The sequence below is a fragment of the Lutibacter profundi genome, from assembly GCF_001543325.1.
Taxonomy (GTDB): domain Bacteria; phylum Bacteroidota; class Bacteroidia; order Flavobacteriales; family Flavobacteriaceae; genus Lutibacter; species Lutibacter profundi.
The window spans coordinates 1,883,627-1,896,912 of record NZ_CP013355.1 but is presented as its reverse complement, the minus strand read 5'-3'; the positions used below and the strand labels follow the sequence as shown (position 1 = coordinate 1,896,912).

Here is a 13,286-nt window from a genome sequence, read left to right as displayed (position 1 = left end):
ATTCATAGGTTAAACTTACAAAATTATTCTTCTTTCTCAACCATGTACAAAACAAATTGTTCATTTTCGTATTTATGATAATAGATTCGTTGTCCATCGGGTGAAATAGTTGGTCCTTCAACAAACCCTGTTATTGAGTTAATTTTATAAGCAGTATTAAAATCTTCATTGATAGAATTTCTTGTAGCCATATAAATTTGAGGTATTGAAGTATTTGATAGAGGAGTGTCAACTCTTGTAAAGTACAATTCCAACATATCTGAAGAAATACAAGCAGCATACTCTAAAGCAGTTGTGTTTATATTTTCAAAAATAGATGTATTGTTGCTTCGTTGGAAAATACCATTGATTTTTTCAGCCAAAAACAAATTAGCTTCATAGGGTCCACCAAACTCATCATACCTTCCATCTACAGCATACAGATAATTCCCATTTTCACTAATTTCAACATCAAAATTCACCCATCCTACTTGGTTTTTTGAAATATTTGGCACCGCTTGTATATTAGAAACCGACCCATTAAAAAAATCACTTTCATACACCATTTCAAGAGTAGTTGTGTAATTTCTTTCTGAAACAAAATATAATTTATGAGCGCTACTTACCGTTGGAACACCTTCTAAGTATTCAGTATTAACTCCTGCAATTTCCCCTTTATATTCAAAGGAAGTATTCGATATTTTTGTAGCATAATATAAGTTTGTATTTACATCAGGAGTATTTAAATTATTAAAAAATAAGGTTGTACCATCTCTCGACAAGAAAGGCTCCATAATATGATTATTGTATCCTATTACAGCCACTTTTTGTGGTAATCCAAACGTAATTAAATTAGAGTTAGGTAATTGATTATCAATTATATGACTACAGCTAATAAACGCCAATATGCTTAAAATTAAGAATAGGGTTTTACAGTTGTTTTTAGGATTTCTCATAGGTTAAATTTACAACTTATTTCGCATTTTGATAAAATTTCCCTTGCCAACTATTTTTTTCAATGAGTTTTTTATCAATTTTAGCAACTACTTCAAAGTTTTTAAGATTGTTCCATTTTGGTGCAATTAATAAATCTTGAGGTGTTTCACTTATAAAACGTTCAATTACAATATCTGGTCGTAAATAGCTGATAAAATCGGTTATAAAATCTATATAATCTTTTGAAGTAAATAAGTTAAAATTCTCCGGATTTCGTTTGTGCTGAACTTCCATGACAGAATTTTTTACAATTTGTAAATGATGTAATTTTAAAGTGTCAATAGGTAATTTAGAAATTTCAAAAGCATGATTCATCAATTCCTCTTTTGTTTCACCAGGCAAGCCAATAATTATATGCGCACCTAAATGAAACCCCTTGTTTTTACATTTTTTATACGTTGCTTTTGTTTCTTCAAACGTATGGCACCTGTTTACATTTATCAACGTTTTTTCATTGGTGCTTTCAACACCAAATTCTAACGAAATGAAGTACTTTTCAGATAAAAAAGATAAATAATCAATAATTTCTTCTGAGATACAATCAGGTCTAGTGCCAATTACTAATCCAATAACACCTTCAACATTTAAAGCTTCCTCATATATTTTTTTAAGCGAATTTAAATCAGAATACGTATTTGAATATGCTTGAAAATAAGCCAAATATTGTTGTGATTTGTATTTTTTTCCGAAGAAAGAAATGCCTTGTTCTAATTGTTCTTTGATGCTTTTTGTTGGTTCACAATAAGCTGGATTAAAAGTGTTGTTATTACAATACGTGCAACCGCCGTATCCTTTTGAACCATCTCTGTTTGGACAAGAAAAACCTATATCTAATGAAATTTTTTGTACACGTTTACCAAACGTTGATTTGATAAATGAAGAATAATCTAAATAACGTTTTCCTGTAAATTTCACGTTTTTTAATTGAGCTTCAAAATTAAGATTATCTAGTGCAAATACCTAAAAACCTATAGGTTATATTTTTTTATTATCTTACAAAATACTAACTAACTGAATGAATGAAAAAATTTCCGAATGCGCTAGTCATTATGATTGGGTTTATTTTCCTTTCTGCAATTTTAACCTATATTATTCCACAAGGTCAATATGAAAGAATTACCAATCCAGAAACGAATCAGGTTACTGTTGTCCCAAATTCTTACAAATTAGTTGATGCAGAACCAATTTCTATTTTTAAAACAATGTTATCTATTCCTGAAGGGATAGTAGATAGAGCTGATTTAATTGCGCTAATTCTATTAATTGGCGGTTGTTTTTATGTGATTGAAAAAACGGGAGCACTAAAAGAAGGAATTACATACCTAACAGTTAAGCTCAAAGGGAAAGAAGAAATTGTATTAATATTGGTTTCTATTATTTTTTTAATTGCAGGTGCGCTTATGGGTTTGCAAGAGGAAATAATAGCAATGATGCCTGTTTTACTCTATTTAACTTCTCGTTTAGGCTATAACGCTTTTGTGGCTATTGCCATAAGTTTTGGTTCTGCAATTTTAGGTGCTTCTTTTAGCCCAATTAATCCATTTGCTGTTGTAATTGCTCAAAAAGAAACAGGTTTAGAATTTCTTTCTGGAAGTGAATTTAGATTAATAATTATGTTTATAGCATTTGTAGTATGGATGTTTATGATTATTAGATATGCAAATAAAAACAAAATTGAAAAGCTTGTAGAAAAGAATGAATTGACAGAAAAAGTAAGTATTAGAAGTATTCTTATTTTAACACTTGTTGGTGTAGCTTTTGTTGTTTTAATTATTGGAATGATGAAATATAATTGGGGTTTCAATGAAATGTCTGCTGAATTTTTCGCACTTGGAATACTTGTTGGTTTGATTGGAAAACTAGGAATGAACGGCACCATTGAAACCTATATTGATGGTTTTAAAGAACTAGTTTTTGCAGCTATGATTGTTGGTTTTGCAAGTAGTATTTCAATTATTTTAAAGCAAGGAATGATTATAGATTCAATTATATATGGCTTGTTTAAACCAATGCAATATTTACCAAAAAGCTTGGCAGCTATTTCTATGATGGTTTCTCAATCGGTATTACATTTTCCAGTTTCAAGTTACTCAGGTCAAGCCATTTTAACAATGCCAATATTAGCTCCACTTTCTGATTTAATAGGAGTTTCTCGTCAGGTTTGTGTATTGGCTTACCAATATGGCGCCGTAATGATGGATTTAATTTACCCAACACAAGGTGCTTTAATGGCAATTATAGCTATTGCAGGTATACCTTTTGATAAATGGTTTAAGTTCATTTTTAAATTTACCTTGGTAATATTAAGTGTTGGAGCTATAGCTATTGTTGTTGCAGTTTATATTGGTATTTAAATTTTTATAAAAATTTAGTGAGTTATTTTTACTCTTAAACTATGAAAGATTATTTAAAAATAAAAAAGAAACTATACGAAGCTTGTTTGTTGTTTGTGAATAAAAAACACCATACAGTATCTACTATTATTGAGTTTAACAAAAAAGCCTTGTTTTCTGAAACAAAAAGTTCTGCTGGGGATAAACATGAAACAGGTAGAGCTATGTTGCAGTTAGAAATGGAAAAAGCTAGTCAACAATTAGCGTCAATTACAGAAATGAAAGATATTTTAGCTAAAATTGAAATTCAAAAAACTTCGGAAGTTATATGTTTAGGTAGTTTAATTATAACTACAAAAGCTAACTATTTTTTAGCGATTAGCGCAGGTGAAATTAGTTTTGATAATAAAATATTTTATGCAGTTTCAACCAATTCACCTATTGGAATGCAGTTATTAGGCAAAAAAGTTGGAGAGCGTATTACTTTTAACAACGCTAAAATTTTAGAAGTATATTAATTTAGTTATAGTATAGTTTAAGATTGAATGAATCAATGTTTTTAAAAAACACAACGTCATTTTGAACAGCTTTTACAATACGGTTATATTTTGGTGTTTAGTTCTAAATAATAGAAAGCTTTACCATGTTCAAAATGACGTTATGCTTAAATTGTTTTTTGTTTTTTTGCTTTATAAAACAAATTTTTTAAAATAAAATCTTCAATTTATTCCAATTATTGTAGATTAATAGAATATTAATAATTGCTACAATTGCGGCTGGGGCGATTCCAGCAGGAGCTAAGAAAACATGAAAAAAGATTATATTTACGGATATTGGCGCCAAAACTATCAAGGCAAAAGGAACCCATTTTTTAATTAAAAGTAATAACCCAATAACAACTTCAGTAGCTCCAACTAACTTAAGCATATAACCAGATTCCATCATTGCACCCATTAAATTTGCTGCGGGAGCGGGCATTTCCATATTTGGCATAAAACCAAAAAATTTGTTAGCACCAAATACAACTAAGATTAATCCTAATAAAATACGAAGTACCATTGTTAATTTTGAATTCATAATAAAAAGTTTTTAGTTAAATTTATTAATTGATTTAAAACGAGTCGTTAAAGTACAAATTTATTTACAGATGTAACTTAAGTTACTATATGATTGTAAGTTTTTATGTCACTTTGTCGTCTAAAAAAATGGCATTAAAATTGCTACATTTATAAAAATAAATTTAAAAATAATGACAGAATTATTAACTAAAAAAACTTTTTTAGAAAAGGTTTTTAATTTCGAAAAAAATAAAGAGTGGAAGTTTGAAGGAGATATACCTTGTGTTATTGATTTTTATGCAGATTGGTGTGGCCCTTGTAAAATGGTTGCCCCGGTTTTAGAAGAATTAAGTGAAACTTATAAGGGAAAAATCAATATTTACAAAGTAGATACAGAAGCTGAGCAAGAATTAGCAGCAGCATTTGGTATTAGAAGTATTCCTTCTATTTTATTTGTTCCTAAAGATGGTGAGCCTCAAATGGCACAGGGAGCACTCCCTAAACATCAACTTGAACAAATATTTAAAGATGTATTAAAGGTTTCAAAGTAACACTAAGAAACCCCAAAACAAAAGAGGCTGCCTGAAAAGGCAGTCTTTTTTTTAATTTTATTTAAACCAAGTTATTTTTAATTAAATATTCAGCAATTTGAATAGCATTGGTAGCAGCACCTTTACGTAAATTATCTGAAACAATCCACATATTTAGAGTTTTGGATTGCGATTCATCTCTTCTAATTCGTCCAACAAAAACGTCATCTTTATTGTGCGCATAAATAGGCATTGGATACGTATTTGTATCTAAATTATCCTGAACTACCACTCCAGAAGTTTCATTTAATAATTTGCGGACGTCACTTTCATTAAAATCGTTTTCAAATTGAACATTTACAGCTTCAGAATGTCCGCCTGCTGTTGGAATACGAACCGCAGTTGCAGTAACGGTAAACGATTTATCATTTAAAATTTTCTTAGGCTCTTTCACCAATTTCATTTCTTCTTTGGTGTATCCATTTTCTAAAAACACATCACAATGCGGAATTGCATTTCTGCTAATTGGATAATGATATGCCATTTCTCCCTTGATACCATTCTCCTCATTTTCAAGTTGTTGCACAGCTTTTACACCTGTTCCTGAAACCGATTGATAGGTAGAAATTACCACGCGTTTCATGATATATTTTTTATGTAAAGGAGCTAAAGCCATTACCAATTGAATCGTTGAACAATTAGGATTTGCAATAATTTTATCATCTTTAGTTAGTACATCTCCGTTAATTTCAGGTACTACTAACTTTTTAGTAGGATCCATTCTCCAAGCTGATGAATTGTCTATTACAGTTGTTCCTGCTTCAGCAAATTTAGGTGCCCAAATTTCTGATGTTGTTCCTCCTGCAGAAAATAAAGCAATTTCAGGTTTTAAATCAACAGCATCTTGTAATCCAATAACCGTATAATCTGTTCCTTTGTAGGAGATTTGTTTACCAACTGATCGCTCAGAAGCGACAAGGATTAAGTCAGTAAACGGAAAATTTCGTTCTTCTAAAACTTTCAACATCACATTTCCTACCATTCCGGTTGCACCTACAACAGCTACTTTCATCTTTAATAATTTTATTAAGTTTAAATTTTGAGCAAATTTCATAAAAAAAGCAACAACAAGCAGTAAATAATTGAAAATTAACAAATAAATATTTTTTTGTTAAAATTTAATTGAAAAACAATATATTAATATGAATTTAAATAGGCTTAATTATTGAGGCAATCACAATAAACGAATTATGAAAAAAATTACATTGTTTTTAATCTTTTCGCTTTCAACATTTTTATCTTTTTCACAGTATATTGAAGGAAAAGTAGTAGATGCCAATACCAATAAACCTATTGAAGGTGTTAATGTGTATATGGAAGGAATAAATAGAGGAGCTGTAACTAATGAAAAAGGAAATTACTACTTGAAATTTCCTTATGTTATTGTAAAAAATGATGTTATTCGTTTCTCGCATATAGCATATAAAGAGTTAGAAGTTCCCTATGTTCCACAGAAAAAAAATTATTCAGTTAATCTATTAATTGATTTAAATAAACTAGAAGAAGTAAAAATTTCTGAAAGGAGAAACTTAAAACAACGCATTTCGTATACAAAACTTTCTTCTATGAAAAATGGAGTGCATTCTTTTGGTTCAATATTAATAGATGATAAAATTTATGTAATTGGTGGAGATGCTTCAGTTGTAGAAGATATTTATGAAAACTCTTGAGTATTATCCTGATTTAGAAGATTTTACTGAGTTTTTAAATAGAGCAGGTCGTGCAGGTTTCTCTTCAATGCATAAATATAATAATGATTTACAATTATATGATATAAAAAATGATAGTTGGATAAAACTAAAATCAAAATTTAAAAAAAGAGCGTATCACAATTTAAATTTTTACAATCATAAAATATATGTGGTAGGAGGTAAAAACATTTCAGCAAATGGTAAATTTGAATATTTAGATGATAAAATAGAAGTTTTTGATGTAGATAAGGATATTGTAATTATTGACAATACCAATCCGCATCAAGCGGTAAATTTTGCGTCTTTCACGTATAAAGGCAATATTATTGTAATGGGAGGCTCAATTAAAAAGAAGAATAATGGATTTAAAGAGTATTCTAATAAAGTAGACTTGTATGATATTAAAACGGGGAATTGGTATCAATTAGGGAATATGCCCATAGCAAAAGAAGTAAAAGGAGTTTTAATAGAAGATAAAATTTATTTAGTAGGTAGCTTTAATAAAAAGCCATTAGCATCTATAGAGTCTTTTGATTTGACAACTCAAAAATGGAAAAAAGAAGGAAACCTTTTTTATGGAATTGGTAAACCGGCAATAACACATAAAGAGAATCTTATTTATCTTTTTAATGACGGAAAAATAAGCACATATAACGTTTTAACTAAAGAATTGAATGCGTATTTAATAGATTTGTTTATGGAAGCACCGGAATTGTATTATTACGATTATACATATTGGGTGGTTTTAGAAAAAATAGTTATTCCTTATTTCCATCAAGAGATCTTTTTAGTATTGATATAACTGAATTTAATAAAATGAAAGTTATCAATTCAAAAACACTTTAAAATCTAATGAGATTTAGTAGCATTATTATATTGAAATACCAATAGTTATCACAAAATACGTATTTTTGCAAAAAATCAAAAAAGAATGACTACTACTGGGAAGATTGAATTAATGGCTCCTGCTGGAAATTTTGAATCCATGCAAGCCGCTTTAGATAATGGTGCAGATTCAATTTATTTTGGAGTTGAGCAATTAAATATGCGAGCAAGAGCATCTATTAACTTTACGTTAGATGATTTACAAGAAATTTCCGACAGATGTAAAGCGAAGAATGTAAGAACATATCTTACGTTAAACACTATTATTTACGACCACGATTTAACCATTGTAAAAACATTGCTTCAAAAAGCAAAAGATGCCGCTATTACTGCAGTAATAGCTATGGATCAAGCAGTAATTGCAAGTGCTAGAGCTATTGGTATGGAAATTCATATTTCAACTCAAATAAATATCACCAATATTGAGACGGTTAAATTTTACGCCATGTTTGCTGATACTATGGTTTTAAGTAGAGAATTGAGTTTGCGTCAGGTTAAGAAAATCACAGAACAAATTGTAAAAGAAAATATTTGTGGGCCTTCAGGAAATTTAGTTGAAATTGAAATTTTTGGACACGGAGCATTGTGTATGGCGGTTTCAGGGAAATGTTATATGAGTTTACATTCGGCAAATTCTTCAGCAAATAGAGGTGCTTGTAAACAAAATTGCAGAAAAAAATATACAGTAATAGATCAAGAAACGGGATTTGAAATGGAGTTAGATAATGAATATATCATGTCTCCAAAAGATTTATGTACGATAGATTTTTTAGATCAAATTGATGATGCAGGTGTAAAAGTTTTAAAGATTGAAGGAAGAGGAAGAGCACCAGAGTATGTGGCAAAAGTAATTAAATGTTACCGAGATGCAATTGATAGTATTGAAGCAGGAACCTACAACAAAGAAAAAGTAATTTCTTGGATGTTAGAATTGGAAAAAGTATACAATCGTGGTTTTTGGAGTGGGTATTATTTAGGTCAGAAATTAGGTGAATGGAGTAAAGGTTCTGGAAGTCATGCCACCCAAAAGAAAGTGTATATAGGAAAAGGAATGCATTATTTTCCAAAATCAAACATCGGCGAATTTAAAATTGAAGCTTACGATATAACTGTTGGAGATACCATTTTAATTACAGGGCCAACAACGGGAGCACAAGAAATGGAAGTGAAAGAAATGTTTATAAATGATGTAAAAGGCGAAAAAGGACAAAAAGGAGATTCTGTAACTATTCCGTTAGATTTTAGAATTCGCCCATCAGATAAATTGTATAAAATAGTTTCAACTAAAGTTGAGGTTTAAATGGTAATTATCACCTTACAAAGAGCCAAATGCATAGGTTGTAATTATTGTGTTGAATTGGCTCCTGCTCAATTTCAAATGTCAAAAAAAGATGGTAAATCAGTTTTGCTTCATGCTAAAGAAAAAAAAGGGTTTTTCACTATCAAATCTCCCGATGAAACAATTTTTGATGCAAGTGTTAAAGCAAAAGAAGCTTGTCCGGTAAAAATTATTGATGTAAAACAAACTTAAAAATACACTTTTTAAGGTTTTACCGTTTGTAATTTTAATTTATCTTTACAAATTAGTGAAGATTGTAAAATTTAAAAAATAAATTTTACGTAACTCAAATAAATTTAAGAATATATGAGCTGTAATAGTTGCTCTTCAGATATAAATACAGTACCAAAAGGTTGTAAAAGTAATGGTAATTGTGCTACAGGAGATTGTGAAAAATTAACAGTTTTTGACTGGCTTGGAAATATGTCATTACCAGCAGGTCAAAAACCAGTTAATATTGTTGAAGTGCGTTTTAAAAATGGACGTAAACATTTTTACAGAAATGTTGATAATTTAAAAATTTCAATAGGAGATATTATTGCTGTTGAAGGAAATCCAGGTCATGATATTGGAACCGTTTCTCTTTCAGGAGAATTAATTAAAATTCAACTAAAAAGAAAAGGATTAAATGTTGATAGTGAGGAAATTAAAAAAGTTTATAGAAAAGCTACTCAAAAAGATATTGATATTTGGAAATTGGCTAGAGGTAAAGAATATGATACACAATACAGGGGAAGAGAAATTTTAGGTAGACTGGGATTAAAAATGAAGCTTTCAGATGTTGAATATCAAGGAGATGGAAATAAAGCCACATTTTATTACACAGCTGATGAGCGGGTTGATTTTAGACAATTAATTAGAGATTTAGCAAGTGCTTTTAGTATTAGAGTTGAAATGAAACAAGTTGGCTTAAGGCAAGAAGCAGCTAGACTAGGAGGAATTGGCTCTTGTGGCAGGGAATTATGTTGCTCAACATGGTTAATAGATTTACGAAATGTAAGTACTTCCGCAGCACGCTATCAACAATTATCATTAAATCCTCAAAAACTAGCTGGTCAGTGTGGTAAATTAAAGTGCTGTTTAAATTATGAATTAGATACTTATCTAGATGCATTAACTGATTTTCCTAAATCAGATGTTGTTTTGAAAACAGAAAAAGGAGAAGCTACTTTTATTAAAATGGATATTTTTAAGAGAGTATTTTGGTATACTTACAAAGAAAATAGAAGTAAATGGTATAAACTAACACTTGAACAAGTTAATGAAATTATTGAAGCAAATAAAAATAATGAAACAGTACATTCGTTAGAAGAATATGAATTAGATTTAATTGAAGAAACAATTGATAAATTTGAAAATGTAGTTGGGCAAGATAGTTTAACCAGATTTGATATTCCAAAAAGAAAAAAGAAAAGAAAAAACAAAAACAGAAACAAAAATTCTCAAAATAAGCAAAAAAACGTAGCTCAGGTAAAACAACGTAACCAAACGAGAAAGCCAACTCATAATCAGCAAAAATCAACGGCAAATAATCAAAGTAAAAATTCGAATAGTACGGAAAATAGAACACGTAAAAATAAAAAAAGAAGACCTCCAAAAAGAAGTGAAAATAGCAATTAAAATAATTAAAAATATAAGTTTATACTCAGGTATATTTTTAGTACTATCGTGTAATTCAAATGTGGTTTATGACAAGTATAAACCTATTGAAAATCATCAATGGTATTCAGAAAATGCAATTAATTTTATTGTTAGTAATAAAGATACTATTTCTTTAAATAATGTGTTTATTAATATTAGAAACAACAAGAACTATGAATTTAGCTCATTGTTTTTAATTACAAAAATGGAATTCCCTAGTGGAAATCAAGTAATTGACACATTAGAGTATGAAATGACAGATTCGTATGGAAATTGGTTAGGACAAGGGTTTACAGATATTAAAGAAAATAAACTTTTTTATAAAGAAAATGTAGTATTTTATGAAAAAGGAGATTATAAATTTGCGATTTATCAAGCAACTAGAAGTTCTAAAGATATTGAAGGCAAAAACCCTTTAAATGGGATAACAGATGTAGGTTTAAGAATTGAAAAAGTGAAAAAATGAAGAAAAAAGAAATGACTAATAATCAATTCTCAAAATATGTAAAATGGTTTTGGTTTAGTGTTTTAGGAGGTGTTTTAACACTAATATTCCTTTTTTTATTAGCTTCTTGGGGTGTTTTTGGAATGCTTCCAACCTTTGAAGAGCTAGAAAACCCTGAACATAATTTAGCCTCAGAAGTTATTTCAATTGATGGAAAAACGTTGGGTAAATATTTTAAAGAAAATAGAACTCCAGTTAAGTATAAAGACTTACCTAAAAACTTAGTAAATGCCTTAATTTCAACAGAAGACGAGCGGTTTTATGAGCATTCTGGAATAGATTTTAAAGCAACTTTTAGAGCCATTTTAAAAATGGGAAGAGATGGAGGAGGTAGCACCATTACTCAACAGCTAGCAAAACTATTATTCCATGGAGAAGGATCTAAAAATTTACCCGAAAGAATCCTTCAAAAAGTTAAAGAATATGTAATTGCCATTCGTTTAGAAAAGCAATATACCAAACAAGAAATTTTAGCAATGTATCTTAATAAATACGATTTTTTAAATCAAGCAGTGGGAATTAGATCTGCATCCCGTATTTATTTTGGAAAAGAACCTAAAGAATTAACAATACCTGAATCAGCAATGTTGGTAGGGATGTTAAAAAATGCTTCGTATTTCAACCCTTTAAGACAATCAAGAAAAAAACTGGTTAAAAACCGTAGAAATGTGGTTTTACATCAAATGTTCAAAAATCATTTTATTTCCGAAGTACAAAAAGACTCTCTTCAAAAATTAGATTTGGAATTAAATGTAAATAGAGAAGGTCATAGCGACGGTTACGCAACCTATTTTCGTGAATACCTACGAGATTTCATGAAAAAATGGATAAAAAGGAATCCAAAACCTGATGGTACTTTTTATAATTTGCACCGTGACGGACTTAAAATTTATGTAACCATAGATTCTCGTATGCAAAAATATGCTGAAGAAGCTATGAAAGAACACATGTCTAATTTACAAAGAGTATTTTTTAAAGAACAAAAGCACAACAGAACGGCTCCTTTTTATGATTTAGATAAAAAGCAAATTACAAATACTATTGAACGGGCTATGAAGCGTTCTAATCGTTGGAAACGAATGAAAAGAAGTGGAGCTTCAGTTAAAGAAATAAAAGCTTCATTTGATAAAAAATACGAAATGAAAGTTTTTTCTTGGAAAGGAGATATAGACACAATTATGTCACCAAAAGATTCTATTCGCTATTATAAATATTTTTTAAGATCAGGGTTATTATCTATAGAACCACAATCTGGTCATATAAAAGCTTGGGTTGGAGGTATTAATTATAAACATTTTCAATTTGATGCAGTTAAACAACAAAAAAGACAAGTAGGATCTACTTTTAAACCATTTGTATATGCAACAGCTATTAATCAGTTAAATTTATCTCCTTGCGACAAGTTTCCAAATACACCTTATACAATTCCAAAAGAAAAATATGGAATGCCTGAAGATTGGACTCCTGTAAATTCAGGAGGAAAATATGGAGGAGAATTAACGTTAAAACAAGCATTAGCTGGCTCAGTAAATGTAATTACCGCAAAGTTGATTGATATGGTAAATCCAAAAAATGTAGTGAGTTTAGCAAAAAGTGCCGGTATAGAAAGTGATATTCTTGAAGTACCAGCTATAGCATTAGGCTCTGTTGATTTATCGTTGTATGAAATGGTGGGTGCTTATACAACTTTTGCGAATAAAGGCCTAAGAGTAGAACCTATGATGCTACAGAAAATTGAAGATAAAAATGGTACTGTTTTAGAACAGTTTATACCAAAATCTAAAGAAGTTTTAAGTGAAGAATCGGCCTATGTTGTAATTAATTTATTAGAAGGTGTAACTGAAGCGGGTTCAGGAGTTCGTTTGCGTACAAAATGGGCAAAATATCCTGATAATATAGCTACAGGGTATCCGTATGAATTTACAAATCCAATTGCTGGTAAAACAGGAACAACCCAAAATCAATCAGATGGCTGGTTTATGGGTATAGTCCCTAATTTAGCAACAGGAGTTTGGGTAGGAGGTGAAGATAGATCTACTCACTTTGCCGGTATAACGAAAGGACAAGGAGCTTCCATGGCTTTACCAATTTGGGCATTGTATTATAAAAAGTTATATGCAGATAAAAGTTTGAACATAAGTCAAGAAGAATTTGAAAAACCCGAAAACTTAAGTATTGATGTTAATTGTGATGATACAACTGATGTAGATGAAAATTTGAAAAACACAATAGATGAAGATCCAGAATTTTAATATAAAATAATTGTGAA

At 29.7% G+C, this 13,286-nt stretch carries 14 protein-coding genes; 10 read left to right on the top strand and 4 right to left on the bottom strand.

All coding sequences use genetic code 11. From position 1 onward, the window contains the following. Positions 1-23: 23 nt before the first annotated feature. Positions 24-935, bottom strand: a complete 912-nt coding sequence (locus tag Lupro_RS08445) for a TolB-like translocation protein (protein WP_068208674.1) — start codon at positions 933-935, stop codon at positions 24-26. Positions 936-951: 16 nt separating this feature from the next. Then, positions 952-1,890, bottom strand: a complete 939-nt coding sequence (gene mnmL / locus Lupro_RS08440; RefSeq protein ID WP_068208670.1) for a tRNA modification radical SAM protein MnmL/YtqA — start codon at positions 1,888-1,890, stop codon at positions 952-954. A 104-nt stretch (positions 1,891-1,994) separates the two neighbouring features. Here mnmL and Lupro_RS08435 point away from each other — a divergent pair, with 104 nt between their 5' ends. After that, on the top strand, positions 1,995-3,329 hold the full coding sequence (locus Lupro_RS08435; protein WP_068208667.1) for a YfcC family protein: 1,335 nt from the start codon (positions 1,995-1,997) through the stop codon (positions 3,327-3,329). 41 nt (positions 3,330-3,370) lie between these two features. After that, complete coding sequence (locus tag Lupro_RS08430; RefSeq protein WP_068208664.1) at positions 3,371-3,826, top strand: GreA/GreB family elongation factor; 456 nt, start codon at positions 3,371-3,373, stop codon at positions 3,824-3,826. Positions 3,827-4,013: 187 nt separating this feature from the next. On the opposite strand, the gene Lupro_RS08425 is transcribed toward Lupro_RS08430, so the two are convergent. Continuing rightward, positions 4,014-4,385, bottom strand: coding sequence for a DoxX family membrane protein (locus tag Lupro_RS08425; protein WP_068208662.1), 372 nt, complete (start codon positions 4,383-4,385; stop codon positions 4,014-4,016). 172 nt (positions 4,386-4,557) lie between these two features. Here Lupro_RS08425 and trxA point away from each other — a divergent pair, with 172 nt between their 5' ends. Continuing rightward, entirely contained in the window at positions 4,558-4,917 is a 360-nt protein-coding gene (gene trxA / locus Lupro_RS08420; protein ID WP_068208660.1) for a thioredoxin, read from the top strand. Positions 4,918-4,978: 61 nt separating this feature from the next. Here the strand turns inward: trxA and Lupro_RS08415 are convergent, their stop codons facing one another. Beyond that, on the bottom strand, positions 4,979-5,968 hold the full coding sequence (locus tag Lupro_RS08415; protein ID WP_068211546.1) for an aspartate-semialdehyde dehydrogenase: 990 nt from the start codon (positions 5,966-5,968) through the stop codon (positions 4,979-4,981). Positions 5,969-6,146: 178 nt separating this feature from the next. On the opposite strand from Lupro_RS08415, the gene Lupro_RS08410 reads away from it, so the two are divergent. The 7 genes from Lupro_RS08410 (at position 6,147) to Lupro_RS08380 (ending at position 13,269) form a co-directional block, all read left to right on the top strand. Then, the gene (locus Lupro_RS08410) at positions 6,147-6,626 is read left to right on the top strand and encodes a carboxypeptidase-like regulatory domain-containing protein (RefSeq protein ID WP_068208657.1); all 480 of its coding nucleotides are present in this window, start codon (positions 6,147-6,149) and stop codon (positions 6,624-6,626) included. Next, positions 6,613-7,449 carry a Kelch repeat-containing protein gene (locus Lupro_RS08405; protein WP_068208654.1) on the top strand — a complete coding sequence of 279 codons (837 nt, stop codon included), beginning with the start codon at positions 6,613-6,615 and terminating at the stop codon, positions 7,447-7,449. Before Lupro_RS08410 ends, Lupro_RS08405 begins: the two co-directional genes overlap by 14 nt. 129 nt (positions 7,450-7,578) lie before the next feature. After that, positions 7,579-8,832: a peptidase U32 family protein gene (locus Lupro_RS08400; RefSeq protein WP_068208652.1), complete on the top strand. Its 1,254-nt coding sequence runs from the start codon at positions 7,579-7,581 to the stop codon at positions 8,830-8,832. Next, positions 8,833-9,063 (top strand): ferredoxin, encoded by a 231-nt coding sequence (locus Lupro_RS08395; RefSeq protein WP_068208650.1) that lies wholly within the window; start codon positions 8,833-8,835, stop codon positions 9,061-9,063. A 114-nt stretch (positions 9,064-9,177) separates the two neighbouring features. Further along, a complete protein-coding gene (locus tag Lupro_RS08390; protein WP_068208648.1) occupies positions 9,178-10,491 on the top strand; it encodes a PSP1 domain-containing protein in 1,314 nt (437 codons plus the stop codon). After that, entirely contained in the window at positions 10,475-10,978 is a 504-nt protein-coding gene (locus Lupro_RS08385) for a gliding motility lipoprotein GldH (protein ID WP_227807433.1), read from the top strand. Before Lupro_RS08390 ends, Lupro_RS08385 begins: the two co-directional genes overlap by 17 nt. Further along, positions 10,975-13,269: a transglycosylase domain-containing protein gene (locus tag Lupro_RS08380; protein WP_068208645.1), complete on the top strand. Its 2,295-nt coding sequence runs from the start codon at positions 10,975-10,977 to the stop codon at positions 13,267-13,269. The genes Lupro_RS08385 and Lupro_RS08380 overlap by 4 nt, the downstream gene beginning before the upstream one ends. Positions 13,270-13,286 lie beyond the last annotated feature (17 nt).